21 protein-coding genes are annotated in these 19,502 nt (G+C 33.7%); 6 read left to right on the forward strand and 15 right to left on the reverse strand.

Annotation, left to right across the window (positions count from 1 at the left end):
* Positions 1 to 66: 66 nt before the first annotated feature.
* Positions 67 to 756: a CRISPR-associated protein Cas4 gene (gene cas4 / locus ACKI32_RS07830; protein ID WP_407415169.1), complete on the reverse strand. Its 690-nt coding sequence runs from the start codon at positions 754 to 756 to the stop codon at positions 67 to 69.
* 156 nt (positions 757 to 912) lie between these two features.
* Here cas4 and ACKI32_RS07835 point away from each other — a divergent pair, with 156 nt between their 5' ends.
* Positions 913 to 1,779 (forward strand): SPL family radical SAM protein, encoded by an 867-nt coding sequence (locus tag ACKI32_RS07835; RefSeq protein ID WP_407415171.1) that lies wholly within the window; start codon positions 913 to 915, stop codon positions 1,777 to 1,779.
* Between the two features lie 24 nt (positions 1,780 to 1,803).
* Here ACKI32_RS07835 and ACKI32_RS07840 read toward each other — a convergent pair whose 3' ends face one another.
* On the reverse strand, positions 1,804 to 3,978 hold the full coding sequence (locus ACKI32_RS07840; protein WP_407415173.1) for a hypothetical protein: 2,175 nt from the start codon (positions 3,976 to 3,978) through the stop codon (positions 1,804 to 1,806).
* 126 nt (positions 3,979 to 4,104) lie between these two features.
* Here ACKI32_RS07840 and ACKI32_RS07845 point away from each other — a divergent pair, with 126 nt between their 5' ends.
* Complete coding sequence (locus ACKI32_RS07845; RefSeq protein ID WP_407415175.1) at positions 4,105 to 5,370, forward strand: DEAD/DEAH box helicase; 1,266 nt, start codon at positions 4,105 to 4,107, stop codon at positions 5,368 to 5,370.
* Position 5,371: 1 nt separating this feature from the next.
* Here ACKI32_RS07845 and ACKI32_RS07850 read toward each other — a convergent pair whose 3' ends face one another.
* The 6 genes from ACKI32_RS07850 to ACKI32_RS07875 form a co-directional block, all read right to left on the reverse strand.
* Positions 5,372 to 6,175 carry a winged helix-turn-helix transcriptional regulator gene (locus ACKI32_RS07850; RefSeq protein WP_407415209.1) on the reverse strand — a complete coding sequence of 268 codons (804 nt, stop codon included), beginning with the start codon at positions 6,173 to 6,175 and terminating at the stop codon, positions 5,372 to 5,374.
* Between the two features lie 61 nt (positions 6,176 to 6,236).
* Positions 6,237 to 7,637, reverse strand: coding sequence for a single-stranded-DNA-specific exonuclease RecJ (recJ, locus tag ACKI32_RS07855; RefSeq protein WP_407415177.1), 1,401 nt, complete (start codon positions 7,635 to 7,637; stop codon positions 6,237 to 6,239).
* A gap of 5 nt (positions 7,638 to 7,642) precedes the next feature.
* Positions 7,643 to 7,912 (reverse strand): signal recognition particle subunit SRP19/SEC65 family protein, encoded by a 270-nt coding sequence (locus ACKI32_RS07860; protein ID WP_407415179.1) that lies wholly within the window; start codon positions 7,910 to 7,912, stop codon positions 7,643 to 7,645.
* Between the two features lie 8 nt (positions 7,913 to 7,920).
* A complete protein-coding gene (gene glf, locus ACKI32_RS07865) occupies positions 7,921 to 9,015 on the reverse strand; it encodes a UDP-galactopyranose mutase (RefSeq protein WP_407415181.1) in 1,095 nt (364 codons plus the stop codon).
* 7 nt (positions 9,016 to 9,022) lie between these two features.
* The gene (locus ACKI32_RS07870) at positions 9,023 to 10,126 is read right to left on the reverse strand and encodes a glycosyltransferase family 2 protein (RefSeq protein WP_407415183.1); all 1,104 of its coding nucleotides are present in this window, start codon (positions 10,124 to 10,126) and stop codon (positions 9,023 to 9,025) included.
* Complete coding sequence (locus tag ACKI32_RS07875; RefSeq protein ID WP_407415185.1) at positions 10,119 to 10,883, reverse strand: uroporphyrinogen-III synthase; 765 nt, start codon at positions 10,881 to 10,883, stop codon at positions 10,119 to 10,121. The genes ACKI32_RS07870 and ACKI32_RS07875 overlap by 8 nt, the downstream gene beginning before the upstream one ends.
* 195 nt (positions 10,884 to 11,078) lie before the next feature.
* Between ACKI32_RS07875 and ACKI32_RS07880 the strand changes: the two genes are divergently transcribed.
* Together ACKI32_RS07880 and ACKI32_RS07885 are read left to right on the forward strand one after the other, a co-directional pair.
* Complete coding sequence (locus ACKI32_RS07880) at positions 11,079 to 11,387, forward strand: hypothetical protein (RefSeq protein ID WP_407415187.1); 309 nt, start codon at positions 11,079 to 11,081, stop codon at positions 11,385 to 11,387.
* A 2-nt stretch (positions 11,388 to 11,389) separates the two neighbouring features.
* Positions 11,390 to 11,752 carry a hypothetical protein gene (locus ACKI32_RS07885; protein ID WP_407415189.1) on the forward strand — a complete coding sequence of 121 codons (363 nt, stop codon included), beginning with the start codon at positions 11,390 to 11,392 and terminating at the stop codon, positions 11,750 to 11,752.
* A 42-nt stretch (positions 11,753 to 11,794) separates the two neighbouring features.
* Here ACKI32_RS07885 and ACKI32_RS07890 read toward each other — a convergent pair whose 3' ends face one another.
* From ACKI32_RS07890 to ACKI32_RS07900, 3 genes are read right to left on the reverse strand one after another with little or no spacing between them, the layout of a single operon-like run.
* Positions 11,795 to 13,288 carry a hypothetical protein gene (locus tag ACKI32_RS07890; RefSeq protein ID WP_407415191.1) on the reverse strand — a complete coding sequence of 498 codons (1,494 nt, stop codon included), beginning with the start codon at positions 13,286 to 13,288 and terminating at the stop codon, positions 11,795 to 11,797.
* A gap of 36 nt (positions 13,289 to 13,324) precedes the next feature.
* The gene (locus ACKI32_RS07895) at positions 13,325 to 13,651 is read right to left on the reverse strand and encodes a hypothetical protein (protein ID WP_407415193.1); all 327 of its coding nucleotides are present in this window, start codon (positions 13,649 to 13,651) and stop codon (positions 13,325 to 13,327) included.
* Positions 13,614 to 13,961: a flagellar protein, FliL gene (locus ACKI32_RS07900; RefSeq protein ID WP_407415195.1), complete on the reverse strand. Its 348-nt coding sequence runs from the start codon at positions 13,959 to 13,961 to the stop codon at positions 13,614 to 13,616. Before ACKI32_RS07900 ends, ACKI32_RS07895 begins: the two co-directional genes overlap by 38 nt.
* A gap of 104 nt (positions 13,962 to 14,065) precedes the next feature.
* On the opposite strand from ACKI32_RS07900, the gene ACKI32_RS07905 reads away from it, so the two are divergent.
* Complete coding sequence (locus ACKI32_RS07905) at positions 14,066 to 14,263, forward strand: hypothetical protein (protein ID WP_407415197.1); 198 nt, start codon at positions 14,066 to 14,068, stop codon at positions 14,261 to 14,263.
* Here ACKI32_RS07905 and ACKI32_RS07910 read toward each other — a convergent pair.
* Positions 14,260 to 15,747, reverse strand: a complete 1,488-nt coding sequence (locus ACKI32_RS07910; RefSeq protein ID WP_407415199.1) for a sodium-dependent transporter — start codon at positions 15,745 to 15,747, stop codon at positions 14,260 to 14,262. The two genes, ACKI32_RS07905 and ACKI32_RS07910, sit on opposite strands and share 4 nt — an antisense overlap.
* Positions 15,748 to 15,982: 235 nt before the next feature.
* Here ACKI32_RS07910 and acgM point away from each other — a divergent pair, with 235 nt between their 5' ends.
* Entirely contained in the window at positions 15,983 to 16,999 is a 1,017-nt protein-coding gene (gene acgM / locus ACKI32_RS07915; protein WP_407415201.1) for a radical SAM/SPASM domain protein, ACGX system, read from the forward strand.
* A 229-nt stretch (positions 17,000 to 17,228) separates the two neighbouring features.
* Here the strand turns inward: acgM and ACKI32_RS07920 are convergent, their stop codons facing one another.
* From ACKI32_RS07920 to ACKI32_RS07930, 3 genes are all read right to left on the reverse strand, one after another.
* The gene (locus ACKI32_RS07920) at positions 17,229 to 17,417 is read right to left on the reverse strand and encodes a hypothetical protein (RefSeq protein WP_407415203.1); all 189 of its coding nucleotides are present in this window, start codon (positions 17,415 to 17,417) and stop codon (positions 17,229 to 17,231) included.
* A gap of 585 nt (positions 17,418 to 18,002) precedes the next feature.
* The gene (locus ACKI32_RS07925) at positions 18,003 to 18,800 is read right to left on the reverse strand and encodes an SEC-C metal-binding domain-containing protein (protein WP_407415205.1); all 798 of its coding nucleotides are present in this window, start codon (positions 18,798 to 18,800) and stop codon (positions 18,003 to 18,005) included.
* A gap of 46 nt (positions 18,801 to 18,846) precedes the next feature.
* On the reverse strand, positions 18,847 to 19,242 hold the full coding sequence (locus ACKI32_RS07930) for a hypothetical protein (RefSeq protein ID WP_407415207.1): 396 nt from the start codon (positions 19,240 to 19,242) through the stop codon (positions 18,847 to 18,849).
* Between the last annotated feature and the right edge of the window lie 260 nt (positions 19,243 to 19,502).

Below are 19,502 nucleotides of genomic sequence, written 5' to 3' on the forward strand. Positions count from 1 at the left end.
AGAAATACATTAACGGCAGTCAGGCCAATGGTTATTGCGAAAATAACCAGCAGGATTATTGAAATGTTACGCTTTTGCATGTTCACACTTGTCTTTAAATCTGCATGATTTGCATTTTTTAGGATTTTTGGTTGGAATGAATGGTTTTGTGCCTTCAAACAGCCCATGCATTCTATCGATTGTATATCTTATTTCTTTTTCAACTTCAGGTGTAAACACTTCAATCCAGAATAGCTTTTCGGTTCCACGTTCTCTTAAGGCTCCTTTGATTGTTCGCACGTCACCGGTCATGTCTTTGAATGCAAGGCAATATGCCCTTACCTGATTCATTGTGGAGTGATAAGGGGTTCTTCCTGGTTTATCATCAATTATAACGATTTCATCAGGTTTCATCCAAATTTCATCGATGTAACCTCTAATTCCATACTCTGGAGCTATTACGAAGCATTCTCTTGACATTGACGCTTCCTTTTTGGATTCTTCAATTGCGTTTTCAAATGTTGTTGGTGTTGCATCCTTTTTGAAAATGTCTTCAAGCTCCTGGTGGATTTGACTTCCATGTGTCATTGCCTTGGTAGGTGCGGTTTTTATGCCTTTCATGTTTTCGAGATATAGCTGGTATTCACAATATCCTTGCTGGTTGAGCCAACTAATTGGAAAATTGTTTTTACCTTCAATAATTTGAATACCTTTTATGGAAGGATGGTCTTTAATTTGGTATTCCTTATCAAATCCGGTAATGTTTTTTTGTTTCATGAGATTATTTTTGGTAGTGGTGATATTTTAGGATTTTGTTTTAGGGAAATATTACATTTTGCAAGAATACCTAGATTTCATTGTCGAGGACTAATTGCACAATAGTTCACATTTGCTCTCACTTTTTTTAAATATTATAAAATCTAAATTAATTTCATGCACAAAGTTAAAGCTAAAAGTATTTTGTCAGCTAAAAATGGAATGAATCTATATCGTGGATGCACTCACGGTTGCATCTATTGTGATTCAAGAAGCGATGTCTATTCGATGAATCACAAGTTTGAGGATATTGAAGTTAAGGAGAATTCCATTGAACTTCTCAAAAAGGAGCTTTTAAAACGTCCCAAGGCAATGATTGGAACTGGTGCGATGACAGACCCCTATGTTCCGCTTGAAAAGCATTTGAAATATGTCAGGAAATCTTTGGAGCTGATTTACAGATACGGATTTGGCTTTACCTGCATTACAAAATCCGATCTTGTTTTGCGTGATTTGGATTTGCTTAAAAAAATCAATGAGAAGTCAAAGGTTGTCATTCAGATGACACTTACAACTGCCGATGATGATTTGTGCAGAATTTTGGAGCCGAACGTTTGTCCGACTTCAAGGCGTTTTGAAGTCTTAAAGATTTTAAAACGTGAAGGAATTCCAACTGTTGTCTGGTTATGTCCAATTTTGCCATATATTAATGACAATCATGAAAACATTGATAAAATCCTGGACATGTGCATTGAAGCTGATGTCAAGGGAATATTTTGTTATCAAATGGGTTTGACACTTCGAGATGGTAATCGGGAGTATTTCTACTCAAAGCTTGATGAACACTTTCCAGACCTTAAAGAGCGATATGTTAAAGAATTTGGGAATTCATATTCAATTCCTTCACCAAAGAATAGGGAACTGATGAAGCTTTTTAAACAAAGGACATTTAAAAATGGAATTTTAAATGATACTTTTAAAATTTTGGACTATATTACTGAATTTCCATCTGATGGGGATTCAATTCAGACAACTCTGTTTTAAAAAAAGTTAAAAGATAGAATATGTCTATCTTTTAATAGTAATTTGACTTTTAGCTGAAAATTGATAGTTTGAATTTCCAGATGTTATGGTCACTTTATGTTTTCCAACTTTAAGATTATTTATGTTTATTTTTACAATTCCATTGTTGTTTGTTTTGAGTTTATATGTTTTTTTGTCGATTTTGACATTAACGTATATTTGTTTTACTGGTTTTTTAGCATAACTGACTGTAACTTGGAAATATTTGGATTTTTTATATTTGCCAGTTACCTTTGGTGCTTTAACAGTTGCTTTAGCTTTATTAACAGTCAATGTTGCAGTTGATTTGGATATATGATACTCCCAGGGGTTGCCTTCAAATACTACAATCTTATAGCTGCCAGCGGCAAGGTCTGATATTTTAAGATACTTTTCGCTACTTTTAAGAATTGTTCCATTTTCGTAGTAGATGTTGCTTATACTAATGCATTTGTTTCCTTTATAGATGCCGACCGAAAGGTCTATTAGCTCAGGGATAATTTCGTTTGTATCTTTTATTAAAGCAGACAAGGTTAGTTTGCCTGTACCACCATAAGTCATGGTGATTGGTTTAACTGTTGTTTTTACTTCTGTTCTAATTACTTTAACGAAATTAATGTCGTATTGTGAAAATCCAAAATCAGAATTGGAAAATGAAAATGTTATGTTAAAATAGTCAGCAAATATAGGTTCTGAAACAATTTTCATTAGTCTGATTTCACAGCTGCCGTTTTCATCTAGTTTTATTGTTTGATGGCCTTCATGAGTAATTCCTTCTCTGTAATCGTTTGTAGCTGGATTGTGGGAAGTACAATTAACTTTCAAAGTTTGATTTGAAAGAGGGACTGTACCATTTTTTAAAGTTATGATAAATTTCATTTCACCAAGCTTTTCGTTAACTTTTGTGATTTCTATTGTTGCCTTTGGCTTATTGACAATTTCACCTGCATTGCTTAAGATATAAACGTTGTCAAGGGATAAATTGTCATCACAATCAAATTCTCCAATTCCATCTTTAACTAGGATGTTATTTTTGATTATTTGTCCATTCTCTTTATCAATTATTGAAAATTCACAGTTAGGCATTTTAACGATATTGCCGTTTCTATCCATAAATTTCAAGACATATTTCAAATCTGTTTTAACCAAATCCAGATTGATCCAGTTTTTCATGTAGTTTGGAGTCCAATCATACATGCGTGAAAGCGGATAATAATATGGTGTAATAAGTTCGATATTGCTAAATTCCAGGTAGTCTTCGATATTAAATCCAAAGAAATTGTTTGTAACGTTCATTTCACTGGCAATTTTATTATCTATTCCTGAGTCTGCATCGGTGGGCTCTAATTTGATTAGGCTGTATTTTCCAGAATTATCATAATTGTCTGTAAAAATATTGTTTTCTATTCTAATAAATGTAACTGGTTTTAAGGTTTTCAAATTGGACACATATATTTTTTCTTTTGGATGCCAGCAGACAATATTGGCACAGGTGTTATTGATAAAGATACTGTCTGTAATTGTGGAGCTATCACTAAGAAATATGTCAATTAAGTATGAAGCTAATTCATAATGGATTTTGTTGTTTTTGAATTCACATTTAGTGATTGAAATATTATTATAGCTATTTTGAAGTAGAACTCCACCAATAAGTGTATTATCAATAAATCTTGAGTTGTTTATATTTGAAAATCCACATCTAACCAAATTGTTTCCTTGAATTGTACAATTGATAAAATCAGTATTGTCCATGTCTAATGTTCCACCCGCATAAATTCCATTATTTAAATTGGAAAATGTCGAATTGATTATTGTGAGTTTTCCATCTTCAATATCAATTGCCTTGTATGTAGAGTCATATCCGCTAAAACTGCAGTTTAATATTGTGAGGTTAGAATTACTGGCCTTTATGCAGCCGATGATATTTAAATTTTTAAAAAGGGTGTTTGCTGAGGTGGTTTCTATTTTTCCGTTCAGTGTTGGTTTGTCCCCATATCCGGAAATGGTTATGCTTTTGTTGATGGCAAGGTCATTTCCAGTTTTTTGGAGGTATGTTCCTTCAATTTCAATCACATCACTAGCGTTTGCTAGATTTATCTGTTTCTGAAGTTCATCAAAACTTTTTTCTCCAATTCCAACTAATGGATCATCGTCATTTGCAGATACTGCTCCGATACTCACTGTTAAAATTATTAAAATGAGAAAAAAGATTGTAAATTTTTTATTTAACATAATATTTCATATGTAAAAAATAATTTATATATGTGATGATTCATTTAAATACATTATTTGTTAAATATTAACATAATGAATTTTGATGATTTTAACATTCGGGATGAAATAAAAACGGCCATTGGAGAGATGGGCTTTAATAAACTCACTCCAATTCAGACAAAGGCAATTCCTGACGGTTTAAAAGGTCTTGATTTAATATGTCAGGCACAAACAGGTTCTGGTAAGACACTTGCATTTGCAATACCTCTTTTGGATAAGATTTTCGTTCCGGATAAATCTCCTCAGGCCATTGTATTGTGTCCTACACGTGAACTGTGCATGCAGGTGGCGGGAGAGATTACAAAGGCAGGATCCAAAATTAAAAAGCTTAAGGTTTTGGCTGTTTATGGGGGCCAGCCTATCGGCAAGCAGACACGTGTCCTGAAAAAGGGTGTTCACGTTGTTGTTGGAACTCCTGGCCGTGTAATTGACCATATTGAACGTGGAAATCTTGAATTGATTGGTGTTGAAAGTGTTGTTCTCGATGAAGCTGATGAAATGCTTGACATGGGGTTCAGGGATGATATTGAGTTTATTCTGGCTGCAACTCCACGCCAAAGGCAGACATTATTGTTTTCAGCCACAATACTCGATGAGGTTCGCGAGATTGGTGAAGTCTATCAAAAGAACCCTAAATTCATTAAGATTTCTTCAAATAAAAGGACAGCACCAAAGATAGCTCAATATTATTGTGAATGTAATATTAAAGACAAATTTGATTCATTGTGTCGTTTAATTGAGATTCAGGATTCAAAACTTATTTTGATATTTTGTAATACCAAAAAGAGTGTTAATTTCATCTCTAAACATCTTAAAAAAGAGGAATACTCTGTCGATGCCATTCATGGAGACATGACTCAAAAGGCCAGGGATAAGGTCATGAACAAGTTTAGAAATGGAAACATCAACATTTTGGTTGCAACCGATGTGGCTGCACGTGGCCTTGATATTAGTGGTGTGGATGTTGTAATCAACTACGACGTTGCCCAGAACAGTGATGACTATACTCATAGAATCGGTAGGACTGCTAGGGCAGGTAGAAGTGGTGAAGCATATAATCTGGTTGTAAAAGATGAGATTCCTAGATTTAATAAGATTAAAAAGGACAATAAGATTACAAGACGTGATGCTCCCACGCTTGGCGAGATAGAGAATTTCAAAAATAATCGGATTTTAAATGATGCTTTAGAAATTATAAAAAATGAGAATATAGATGAGTATGAAAAAATAATTAAAAGGAATGATTTGGACTCATCTAAAATAGCAGGTGCTTTTTTAAAGATGTTAAGGGAAAAATGAACTATTTTGCCCCATCAATTATATTGAATTTGATTTTTTCACTTTCAAGCTCACGGGTAAATGCCTTGCTCATGTCACCAACAACAACTGCAAGGACATTCAATCCTTTTCTTGCAGCGTTTGCAGTTCCTTGTGGTGCAGCAAATTCAATATCAATATTTAAATCTAATTTATTTATAATAGCGCGTGATACTGTACCTGCAACAGCGATTTTATCGAATTCTTCACCAGTATTTGTTCCTTTGGCATATACGTTTTTGATTAATTCAAGGTCACTTGATTTTGAACCGCCGTCTTTAATGGTTGGAACAATAATGACTGTCACTTCGCCAACATTCATATCAATAAGGCCGGTTAGATTGGTTAGTGAAACGTCCATTCCCGGTTCTGCATCAGATATTACAACACCTGTTGCATTTTCCTCTTTTTTATGAGCATATAATACGCCACCATCCATGTATAATCCAACAATGTCTTCTTTTTTAAGTTCTTCTGTTGCAATTGCTGGCCAGATGGTTTTGTAGTGATTCATAGTTTCAAGCACGGAATCAGAGTATTTTCTCAAGTTAATTGCATCTTTTTTAACTTTATCGATACCTGCTTGGGTTATTTTATATGGGGATCTTCCATCTTTTGATGTGATGTATCCGAGTTCTATTAATGTTTTTATATTTTCTGAGACTGCTTGGATGGTTATTCCTAATTTTTTAGCCAAATCTTTTTGTTTAAGGTGTGGATCTTGTTTGGATATCTCACTTAAAATTTGAAAATGAGTTAATGCACCTCTTTTTTTAAATGCTTTCATCATATGTCATTCCTCAATTAAACTTGATTAAATATATTTTTTTACTTTATTATATATAAAGTTAATTTGTAAGTTTGCCTTCAAGCTTTATGTTAAATTGTTCAATGAATTCATCTTTTTTATTTACAGGTATATAAGCTCCGCATGCCATGGCATGTCCACCACCTGTTCCACCAACATCTGCTGAAACTTCGCGGATAATGTTTCCAAAATGAATTCCATCATATGACAAGAGTCTTGAGCATCTAAGAGAAACTTTTAATCCCTCACTGTCTGTTTGTGTAAATCCTATTACTGGTTTTTTCCAATTACAGTATCCAAGTATCATTCCGGTTATTGTACCAACAATTTCAGGTTTAATTCCGGTTCCATCGAAATACTGCAAGTTTTCAAGTTCAATTATACTTGTGTCACCAGTCGCTTTTTCAATTCCTTTGGCAAGATTTACACGATGATTTTTGGCGATGTGTTCAAGTTCATCAAGGTACAAAAAGCGGTCTCCCTTTAAGACTTCCATTGCTACTTTTTCCTCATGGTTTCTTCCACATGCATTCATTGCTGTTGAAAACTCAGAACCGTCCCTTAAAAAACTGCTTTCATCTTCTTTTAGGAAAGTATAAGAATCTCCAATAATCAGTTTTGGAATATGCTGAACATATCTTCCAGGAACTACCTTTGATAACATCTCAACAAGTTTTTGGAATAATTTTGTTTTATCCTCATCTGTCAATTGGTTTAAAGTTTTTCTGTTGTGTTTTTCATCGATTCCAAGTTCTTCCAAAATTGCCATGCACTCTGTGGTGTTGTTTGTAATTGGAAGTTTAACATCACTAAAATAGGATAGTGCTATAAATAATGGTCGGGTATTTCGCCCATAAATGTTCAAATCGTTTTTTGTAACTTCAAGATATCCCCCATCAATTGCATCCTGTTGGATGATTTCGTTTAGACCTTCAAAATGACCTGATTTTGTATTTTGCATATCTCCAATTGCAGATAATACTCCAATCCAACTCAAATCATCATATCCGAATTCCTTTGCAAGAAAATAGCATAATCCTCCACCGCAAACATAGTATGAACCGTCAATTCCATGATGAATTGGGTTGATTTCCAGGTATTCGTAATTTTTGTCATTCTTATAATCCAAATCCCTGAGTGGTGGGTGGTGGTCCAGGATGATGATTTTTTGACCCTCTTTGGCTTTGGTGTCGACTTTCTGGCCTGAACCTAAATCTGAAAATATTGTAAGTTCATGGGTCAAGTCGATGTCATCTAAAACGTCAAGGTTTACAAATTCGATTTCATGGGCTTTATTCTGTCTGTCTAGTATGGTTGATAGGATTGCACCTGAACAGATACCGTCACAATCAATGTGTGAGTAAACCTTGATGTCATTGGCATTTTCAATGATTTTTTTAGCTTCGAGGTATTGTTCGTGCATTTGTTGTGGCATTTGCATATTAATCATTTTCTAATTTCTTTAATCTTTAAACTTATTTCACGTATCAATTCAAGTTTTGTCCCTTCCCACTCAACAAGGATTCTTCCAGATTTTTCATACCATTTTCCAGGATATGAAGCTTCTTTTTGAATCTCATATGTTAAGCCAAGTCTTTTTAGGGCTCTTTCAATATCGTTTAAACTAGGATCCTTAACGGCATCCTCTTTTGAAATCTTACGACCCTCTGAAAGAGGTAAGTTTTCATCTAAATATTGTGGCCAAATTGTAATCATAATTTCACCTATTTAATTTCATTTTCAAAGATTTCCAAGGCATCTTTAACTACCAAATCCATATTATAGTATTTGTATTTTGCAAGTCTGCCTGCAAAGATTACATTTTCTTCTTTTTGCATTTCTGCTTCATATAACTTGAATTTGTCTAGATATTCCTGTGTTGGGTAAGGGTAGCATTTCTCACCATTAAATCCAGGATATTCTCTCATGATGGCAGTTTTGCCTTTGATATCTTGTCCGGTTAATTTTTTAAATTCGGTTATTCTTGTAAAGTATGGATGGTTTGGATAGTTTACAACACCAACCTCCTGGTAGGAGTCTTTGTCTAATATTTCATATACAAAGTTTAGACATCTGTATAATAGTTCCCCATACTTGTAATCGTAAAAGTAATCTATTGGTCCGGTGTAGATTAATTTTTCGTAATTAATTTTGTCAATATAATCTTTATAGTCTGATTTCAAGCCAACGTGTATTTTATCTGATGCGATCATGTTTTCACACATTTTTGTAAAACCTTCCTTTGGCATTCCCTGATATGTGTCCTCAAAGTATCTGTCGTCATGATTGAATCTAAAAGGAATTCTTGAAATTACGCTTGGACTTAAATTGGCTGCTGATGTTCCCCATTGCTTTTCAGTGTAGTTTTTAAATAATTTATTGTAAATGTCACGGCCTGCATTTTTTAGCACAACATCTTCTGAGGATTTGATTTCATCGATGTCTTCTTTGTGTTCGTCAATCCACTCTTTCATTGAATTTTCATCTAGGTCTAAATCGTAAAGTGCATTTAATGTATCAATGCAAATAGGCATAGGTACTAATTTCCCATCAACACAACTTAAAACCTTATGAACATAATCTGTCCATTCTGTAAATTGTGATAGGTAATCATGGACCTTTTTATCGTTTGTATGGTAAATGTGAGGTCCGTATTTTTGGATTAGCAAATCATCTTGGTAGAAATCATATACATTTCCACCGATGTGGTTTCTTTTTTCAATTATTAAAACTTCTTCGTCGAGTTCATTTGCAATTCTCTCAGCTATTGTAAGGCCAGAAAGTCCAGCTCCAACAATAACGTATTTGTAATCAGCCATTGTAATTTTACTCCTTTTGAATTTGAATTTTAGATTCAAGTGCTGTTGAAATTGATGATAATAACATTTTAGTCTTCAAGTCAGTGTGATGGATCTTTTTGAGTTTATTTACTTTACTTAAAAGTAATTTATTTTCCTGTTTGGTAAATGGGGAGTTTTTCCATGTATTTGTCCAGTATAACAGGTGCGGATTCACGCTAACGTTTTTAACATCTTTTGAAAAACCTTCGGTCTGTTTTCTGCAGTAAATATAAGACTCCATTAGTTCATCCAATAGTCTCACGTTAACATTATTTGTAATTGACTTGTCGTCCGGCAAGTCTCTTATGTAGTAGTCATAACACATGAAATTATTCAATAAGACAATTCCTTTTGCGTTCAGGAATGCTTCCAAGGTAAATGCCAAGTCGTCTCCTGAAATGAATGGTTGAAAACGGATATTATTATCCATAATCAATTCTCTTTTATAGATTTTACTCCACACTGAAGGAGGCATTTTTAATAAATCAGGTTCTCCTTCAATATTTTCAACATAAATCACATCAAGGGGTTTATCTCTTGGATAAGTTTTTTCGATGGTCTTTCCATATAGAAATCCTTCGATGAAGTTGTCCCATAGGAAATCTGGAACATCAAGGAAGTTTGCAGTTTCAAACACTTCATCAGGATAGTTTTTGGATAAGTCATCCATGTAAGGGGAGTATGATTTTTGAACCTTTCCTCCATATTCGAATATTCTTCTAAACCTTCCAAAAGCCATTTCTGCGTCATGTTCTTTGGCAGCATTATATAACATTTCACATGCATCAGGGGTGAATCTGTCATCAGGGTCTAAAAACATGATGTAATCTCCTGTGCAGTATTTTAAACCAGTATTACGAGGGGTGTATGCTGCTCCACTATTTTTTTCATGATGAATTGCCACACAGCAATCATATTTTTCAGCATATTCGTCAATGATTTTATCAGATCCGTCAGTTGAGCAGTCATTGACCATTATGATTTCCAAGTGATCTTGACCAATGGTTTGATTTATAAGAGAGTCGATTCCACCTCTAAGGTGGTCTCCAACATTAAAGATTGGTAAAATAATACTTATTTTTTCACTCATTTTCTTCTCTCCATGTTTTAAATAATAATTCCATCATGTCTGGAACTGTGTAAGTGTCAGGGTAAATGTAAGTAATGCCATATTCGTCTAAAGCCTTTGCAGTGATGGGTCCTATACAGACAGTTAGCAGATTCTCGTTGATTAGTTTAGCAAGGTCATTTTCAGCTATTTTAAAGAAGTTTCTAACTGTAAGTGGACTTGTAAAAGTTATTGCATCAATTTCTTTAGCTTTGATTTTTTCAATTAAGTCTTTTACTGCTTTTTCGTCCATTGGGAATAATGATTCATAGGCTTCTGCTAGGATTACTTCATTTTTAAGTTCTTTTAAGCCTTCAGGTAGGACTGGCCTTGCAGAAGCGGTTCTTGGAATTCCAATGGTTTTGCCGGTTATATTTCTCTTTTTAAACTCTTCAATTAAACCTTCGGCTGTAAAGTCTTTTGGCATTAAATCAACTTCAAGTCCATTTTTTTGAGCTAATTTTCCGGTTTTATTTCCAATAACTGCTAGTTTGCAATCAAGAGTTTTTAGAAATTGTGGATAAAACTTGTTTAAAGAAACGATGGTTGTTGGAGAAGTAAATATAATCCAATCAAGTTCATCTTTCCTTGCAACTAATTCTTTTAAGGAGTCACTGTTTACAGGTTTCAAATCAAGGGTTGGTGCAAGTACCGCACTGCCTCCTAATTTTTCTACAATTTCACAAGCCTTTTTTGCTCTATCTTTTGGTCTTGTTATTGCAACGACAGGTTTTGACATAATTTGTTACCTTCACTAATATATTAATGTTATATATTTGGTTTTAGTTGTTTATAATGTTTTTTAAATTAATAAAAAATAAATGTTGATTAACTTAATATAAATTGTTTTAATCACAAAATAATCTATTTATAAAGCAATATTTACTTTAAAAATCAGTTAAACTTATTAAATAGTAATTTGAACTATTATATTATGGTTAAAAATAAAAAAAAGCAGTATTCTACTGATGATTTAAAATATATCTTGCAAACAATTAACGGTGATTTGATGAGGATTATCTTAACTGAACATTATTTGCAGAAATTGGAACACAGGCATATAGATGAGATTTTAATCGATAAGAAATTATTGGAAGAGGAACCAATTGATATCAAAAGAGTTTCTCATTCGCCAGACGATTTCACATTAACTTTCAAATCTGATGAGGGTAATATCTCGGTTGTCGTTAAAATATTTAATTCAAATTCATTAATTCTAATAAGTGCTGTTGTTGGAGATTGAATATGAAATCACTTAAATTCCGTTATATCTATGATTTTGCGTTTGACTTGGTTGACTTTGCATGTGAAAGGGAATTCAAATTTAAAAGAAGCGTTAAGATGGCTGAAGGTGTATTCTTGGATTTTGATGAAAGAAACATGCCCTTTGCATTGGAGTTAATTGGGGCATCAAAAATATTGGGCGTTCACAGAAAGCATCTGAACAATCCAAATTTTACAGTTCATGTTGAAATTACTAGGAATTTGATTAAAACTGAAATCAACTTGAAGTATTCAATAAATCAAAGGAAATTTGATATTAGTGTTGAAAATGAGATTCCAAATGATTATCTGATGTCATCAATTGAAATAATTATAACAAATTAATTGTTTTTAAGCTAAAAAAATAAAAGGTGAGTTAGAACTCACCTAGCTATTATATGGATTTGAAGCTGAATATTCAACTCCGTTTATGGTTAATGTATATTCTCCATATTCAATATTACCATTCACTTCAAGTGATGAAACAGTACTGTCACCGGTCAATGTCCAGGTTGAGCCGCTGTCAATAACAACATTTGTTGTTCCAGTTGAGTTTATAGCACCACTGAATTTGGTATTTTGCATATTCCAGGTTAAGGAACTGATTGAATCAACAATAACATTGCCGTTAATGTCTTCATTATTTGTGTTTAGCTCTACACTTCCACCATTTGATCCTGTGGTTCCCCATTGGCTTTGACTTGAAGCCTCTAAAAAGACTCCGCTTCCGAATTCACATTTGGTGTTTTCCAAGTTAATTACGCAGGCAGTATTGGTTATGTGAAACATTGGAGCTTCACCGTAAACGCTTGAGTCTTCAGCTATTTTCAAATTGGAATTTGTAGCGTTGAATGTTGATGTTCCAACATCAGCATCCCCACTCATACTTTGGTAGATGAATATTCCTCCTAAATCAACGTATTCATCTCCATCTTGACGGTTTCCTTCACCGTAACCTGTTAGGTCACAATTTGCAAGAGAAATTGAGTTTTTACCTTCAATACAAGCAATTTGAGAAACATGGGATGTACCTTTGGTGTTTTCAACAGTGATTTCACCTGTGGAATAGATTAATGGTGAACCTCTACCGCTTGTTTTGCTCACTCCTGTATTTATATCTGAGTTTGAAACGGTTACTTCACCTTCGCCACGGTCGGTTGCAAGAGCAGCACAGCTTTGACCGTCTGTGTTTATGATGACATTATCTGCGGTGATTTTACCTGCATAAGTTGCATCAAGACCTCTTGATTTGTCTGAGTGGGTTGTGATTTTAACATTCTTGATTGTTGCTTGGGTGTTACCTGAAACGGAACTTGTTTCTCCACCAGTTTGCGGAGCCTGACTGCCCCCTCCACTTGGAGCTTCTGGAGCTTCACCGCCATTCTGTTGGCCTTGACCTCCTTCACCTCCAGTTGCTTCTGGTGGCTGACTGCCGGAGCCTTCTTGTGAAGTGTCACTACTGGTTGATGAGTCCGCATTTGTTACGAAAATTCCGTTTGACCCTTTGGAATTGGTTTCGATTTCAACGTTGGATATGTCCAGTGTTCCGTTTGTGTTTACCAGAATCGCTGAATTGACACCGTAAAAGTCAGCGTCATCTCCTGATGTTTGGGTATCTCCTGTTTTGTTGATGAGGGAGTTTGCCAATTTTAATATTCCTCCATTCTTGATTAAGATGGTGTTTGTATCGGATGCATCAGTGTGATAAAGTCCCATGCTTTCATCCAGATTTTTTGCATCAACAATCAGGTTTCCCCTATCTTCAAGTGCATTTGCATCAATATTGACAGCCCCGTTGGATGTAAAATTTGAAAATGCAAAGGCACCTGCGCCTATGATTATTACTATTGCAATAAGTGCAATTATTATCTTTCTGTTCATACGAATACTAACTCCTAAGTAATATATTATTTTTATTCACAAATGGTCGGTATATGTTACATCTCCTTTGGTCATTCCAAACTTCACCCCGTTCAAAAGCCCGTTTGGAAGCTCGGAGATGACAGTGACGGGAGTGTTGTCATCCGGACTTATAATCATGTTGTGTGTGACGTTCTGGCGGGTTTTTATGTTAATTTTATAAGAACCCTCCTTTTTTTCAAGTTCGCCATCACAAAAGATCTTGTTGAATGATTCAGTATATAGATAGTCAGGAAGCTCCACGTCAATGTCAAAGTGTTCTAAAATCTCTTTTAAAAGCATATTATCATTCCATACTTGGCAGGTATTGCTGGTCTGAGTCATATGATGAGCCGATCAGCTCATCGGTATCGACATCGAACTGGCGGAAACCGCCGTCTTTGTATGTCACTTCACGATAATATCCTTCACCTTGCTGTGCATTGAATTTGACGACTTCACTCACGATGTCACTGTCGGATGATGCCTCATCACTTCCTGTTGAAGTTGCAACGCTACTCACCTTATCCACGACTTCGTCGATTGAAGCGTCGTCACCGATTGATGTTTCCTTTATCAGGGTGTAGCCCACAGCACCGCCGACGACAAGAAGCGCTGCAATTGCTACCAAAACAACTATGATCAAGCCTTTCATATCATCACCTCAATTAAGCTTTGCAATAGATATTATACAATTGTGCTTAAAATACTTTTCTATTACTTTAAATAAGAAAAAATACTATATTATTAACCATGAACATGAAAAACGCCATGATATTTCTTCTGTTTTTCCTCTGCATTTTGGGGCTTGTGGTTGGTGTATATTATAGTGAGGATGCCAGTCATGAGAAGCCTTCCAAAACAGGCTGGAAGAGAGTCTATGGGGATGATGACGGAGTGCTTACCATCACACTGGAAAAAATAGAAATAATGAATATAGATGAGTTGCTCACCTAAATCCTTTCCTCTGCCTTGTCCCAATCCTTGTTTTTAGCGGGCAGAACGGTAAATATTAATGTAGCTATTAAAAGCAGTGCGGCTGTCACTATGGTAGAGTTGAGCTGGTCCATTGAACCGTTGTTTATAACGTCAATCATTCCGCCGACCCACACGATTGAAATAACAATCGGGAGGATGTATTTTACAATGATGAGCCACCATTTGCCGAGCTTGATGGTCTTTGTCCTTGAGTTCATGAAGTCAATAAGCTTTTCGGCCTCGAATATCCATGCAAAGACGATGCACTCTACAATAACGCCGAAGAGTAGCGCAATCTGGTTTATGAATGTATCAACAAATCCCAAAACGGACCCGCCGAATGATGTTGCATAAACCATTGATATTAGAGCTCCAACGATACAGAGTATTGTCATTGTCTTTTTACGGCTTAATGTGAACTTGTTCTGGATAGAAAATGACAGCGGTTCTATTGTTGAAAGGATACTGGTAAGACCTGCAAGGTATACTGTCAAGAAGAATAGCGGTCCTAAAACGTAGGCCCATTGGCCGAGGACATTGAATACTGTAGGATATACTATAAACACTAATCCTGTTCCCTGTGTCACCAGTTCTGAGACTGCAGTTCCTGACTGCATTGACATGTATCCGAGGATTGAAAATACTCCTAAAGCTGCGAAGTTTTCAAATGCGGAATTTGCAAGGGCGATTGCAAGGGTGTTTGTAACAAGGTCCGCATCATCCTTGGTGTAGCTTGCATAAGTGAAAGCTATTGACATTCCAAGGCTTAGGGAGAATACGATTTGTCCGAATGCGGCCATCCATATCTCAAAGTGTGTGAGAAGTGACCAGTCAGGGTGGAAAAGTTCCGCAAGACCAATGGATGCTCCGGGAAGTGTAAGTGAAAAGCCCACTATGACAACCATGATTATGAATAATAATGGAACCAAAAGCTTTGAGACTTTTCCAAGGCCTGCCTCAAGGTCCCTGTGTGAAATGAACCAGATGATTACCCATCCGACAAGCATGAATACCGCAATCAGCGGGATGAAATGAAGGATTCCCAGATATGAGTCGGAGGATTGGAGAAGTGTGGCCGTAAAGTAGGTGTTCGGGTCAGCTCCCCATCCCTTAAAGAAGCTTAAAATTATGTAGATTCCGTCCCAGCCAAGAATCGCTGAGTAGTATATCATGATCATGAATACGGCAACAGGCAAAAACCAGCCAAGATATTCCCATTTGTGATGGATCTTTTTGATTGCCTTTGCAAAGGAGGACTTGAAGTTGTATCCGACGCCATATTCCAAAATCAGAAACGGAATTCCCATTAGCAAAATCGCTACAATGTATGGAATGTAGAATGCTCCGCCCCCGTTGGAGTAGAGCACATATGGGTATCTCCAAATGTTTCCTAAACCTACTGCAGAACCAATCATTGCAAGGATGAATGAAAGGTTGCTGCCCCACTCGTTTTTATCTGCCATATTCTCATTTTCCCTAAAATATTTATATCAATTATTTTTGTCTTTTTGGTAATAAAAAAGTTTAGATTTTATGTGTTTTGAGCCAACATTTTAAAGTACCATGTTTGTCTCAGAGATATGTGTTTATAAATGGGATTTTGTTTTAATTGATAGAATATTCTAATTAAATTACTATTCAGTTACCAAATTCTTTTATACTAAAAATTCTTTTATCTGAAATAAGGATGTGATAACAATGAATGATTATTTTGCTTTTCAATGGCATATACTTGATGACTGTGACCAAAGATGTAAACACTGCTACATATTTTCCAATCAAGATGAAAAATTGAATCAGATGTCATGGCAAGAAATGGAGATTATTTTTGATAAATGTTTGGAATTCTGTGATGAAACTTCCAAAAAGCCATATTTTGCAATAACCGGAGGAGATCCGATTCTCCATCCAAATTTCTGGCAGCTTCTTGAAAAATTAAATGAAAATAATGTCAGCTATAGCATTATGGGAAATCCTTTCCATTTAAATGATGAAGTTTGTAAAAACCTCTATGAATTAAACTGCAGACAATATCAGATGTCTATAGACGGACTTAGAAAAACTCATGATTATTTTAGACAACCCGGCTCATATGATACTACTTTAGAAAAAATTCAAACATTGCGCAAGGCAAAAATCAGAACCAGTATCATGACAACGGTCTCTAAAAAAAATATCAATCTGATTCCATGGATAATTGACGAAGTCGTGCGTAATAAAGTGGACTTATATAGTTTTGCCAGATATTGTCCGACAAGTCCAAAAGAAGATATTATAATGCCTTTAGAATACAAAAATCTTTTAGAAAAGGTATGGCAAAAATATGTTGAATATAAAGATTCGAATACTCTTTTTTTATTTAAAGACCATTTGTGGACATTGTTTTTATATGAAAATGGATTGTTTGAAATTCCAAGGAATCTGAAAAAGAACATTATTTATGACGGATGTAATTGCGGCATCAGTCATATGACTATTCTTCCAAATGCAGATGTATATGCTTGCAGACGCATGGAAAGTAAAGTTGGAAATGCGTTAGATGGAAATCTGTTTTCGATTTTTAAAAGTGATGATTTAAATTATTTCAGACAATATGAAAACTTCGAAAAGTGTGGCGGTTGTGAATTGTTAAGATTTTGCAGAGGATGTCCGGCAGTTAGCCATTCATATACCAGTGATATGTATTCACCAGATCCTCAATGCTGGAAAAACTAATTTTTTTTAAAAGAAGATGGGAGGAATTTTTTGATTTTAACCCATATTTTTTGAGAAATTGGGGAAAATTAAGATTTTTTGGGCGGTAGCTTAATGCAACCTCAAAAAATTCCAATTTGGAAATTCCATGAAGTTCGGTGGGATAATTATTTTTTCAGAGGCTAACAACGTAAATCGCTATTTTTAAATAGTGCGCTTTTTATATATTAGAGTAAGATTTTCGATAATCTTACTCTTTGGTTGTATCGATACAGCAACTGGTTTGAATATCACTTCCACAAGGACCTGAAGTGATTTTAGTTGTATCAATACAACAGCTTGTGTTTATTCTATCTGGACAGGATGCAATAAACACATCCTGAGCTATTTTTTTTGGAAAAAATTCTTCATTTTCATTCCATTTGTTTAATTTAAACATTTTCACCATCTCTTAAATTTTGAAAGCCACATTTTTGCAACTTTCAATAAAGACTTATGTTGATGGCTTATAAAAGCTTTTCGTCACTTTTTAGTTACCATGACAAAACCCATTGCCAGAAACTTATGACAAATAAGATATGGGAGTGGTGTAATAAGTAAAATTTATTTTAAAATCGATTTTTTATGTATAACTAATTATTTATCCGGGCTATCATTAATAACTTGATAATTAGTCGAATTATAAATAGTTTATACATATTTGATTGTTATATAAAAAAAATAACATGTTATGTTTTTTTTAAATTTAATTATAAAGTTTTGAGTAATATTGGATTAGGTTCATTATTAATGCATCTTTGTGTCAGAAATGTACGTATTTATAAATGGATTTTGGATGATTATTTACTTAATAAGTAATAAAAAGAAAAGTAAACTGGAGAAACTAAGTAGGAGAAAAATATTCTTCATAAAAAATAAAATTTAAAGATGTAAATAACTTTATAGGGTAATTCAAGTAGTTTAATGAATGTTCTAAAAGATTCTAAATTTATAAATTTAAAATTAATAAAATTTTTTGAAGTGTCTACATTTTTTTATTAATATAGTAATGATTATACTTTTCAATTTCTTCAATTGGCTTATTTACATAGAATTCAAGATGTTTAATAATAATTTCATCTTTATTTAAACAACATTCACTATAAATTTTTCCAGAACCACATGGACATGAATCATCGCCAGATATATGTTTAAATTCAGAATGAGTTTTTGAAGTTTCAGTTATTTCAAAATTCCAATCATCAAATGGGGAATCTAAAGCAGATATTAATGTTTTTATTTTTCCATAATCATAAGTATCAATACCGTTAATAAATGGAACAGTGCATTTATCCATAGGATTTTCAACAAGAGAATCATTAATCACAGTTATACCTTCAGGTATTTGCGCACATAGTTTTCCACAGTATAATTCTCCGATTTTGTGGTTACAAACACGTTTGTAAGATATTCTTTCTTTTCCACAGATATTACATTTAAATTTATCAATTTTAAGTTCAACACTTGAAAATAATGTATAAGGAAAGATCTTTTGAAATTGTTTTGTGTATTCATAAATAGAATTAATTTTAAATTCATCTAATGTGCTATTGTAATGTTTAAATAGATTTTTATAAATTGTTTCGACATGTCCAAATGTACACCAAGCACCATAAAAATTATCTCGTTTTAATTTATAAAAGGCTTCAACATAGTATTTTTCAATAGCAAATATTGCTTTTAAACACCATATTTCATTTGCTAAAGTGCAATCTTTCTTTATTCTGGAATAATATGCATAAAAATCCAAAAGGTAATATATGTCTTTGAAGTTTAAGTGCATATAATTAAACTTGAATTTTTTTAGGATTATTTTTAAATATTCGAATTTATTCATTTTCATCAAAAAGTTTCATGAAATCAGATTTATTCTTAATTAATTTAAGAAAGTTATCATAATTTCCATGATATTTCAGGGTTTTTGTATTCTTTTTATTTTCAACTGAAATCTCAATATCAATATCATCATCGGGGTCATGAAAAAGATGGTCATATAAATAATCTCCCAGTAATGATAAAAATAAGGGGAGAACTATATTTGTAACAATAAATGTTCCCATCCAGATTTCAGCAGATTGTAATCTAAAAACACTAAAAGATTCTTCATCACAACAAAACATAATATCCATATTTTCAGATTCATCTTGTAAAAATTCATAAAAATGAAAGGATTCTTCATAAAATCCCATTTCTTTATTTTCTCCTCTAAAATCAGGTATTATCAAAACATCAACATTTTTTAAATCATTTTTGGCTTTGTAGAAATCCTATTTGATTTTTGCAAAAATTTTTTAAAAATTTATTTTTATTTCTATTTTTACTTATAATCTATTAAAATTGTCTGATTATTGTGTATTAAGATTTACACTTGAAATTTCACATCGATTAGAAAAAATAAGCAATATATAATTATATATAGTAAAAATGGAGAATAAATATTAATATGAAACGCGAAAATACCTATTCTCCAATTAGTAGTTTGTTT

Origin of the sequence: Methanobrevibacter sp. (assembly GCF_045611865.1) — an archaeon.
GTDB lineage: Archaea > Methanobacteriota > Methanobacteria > Methanobacteriales > Methanobacteriaceae > Methanocatella.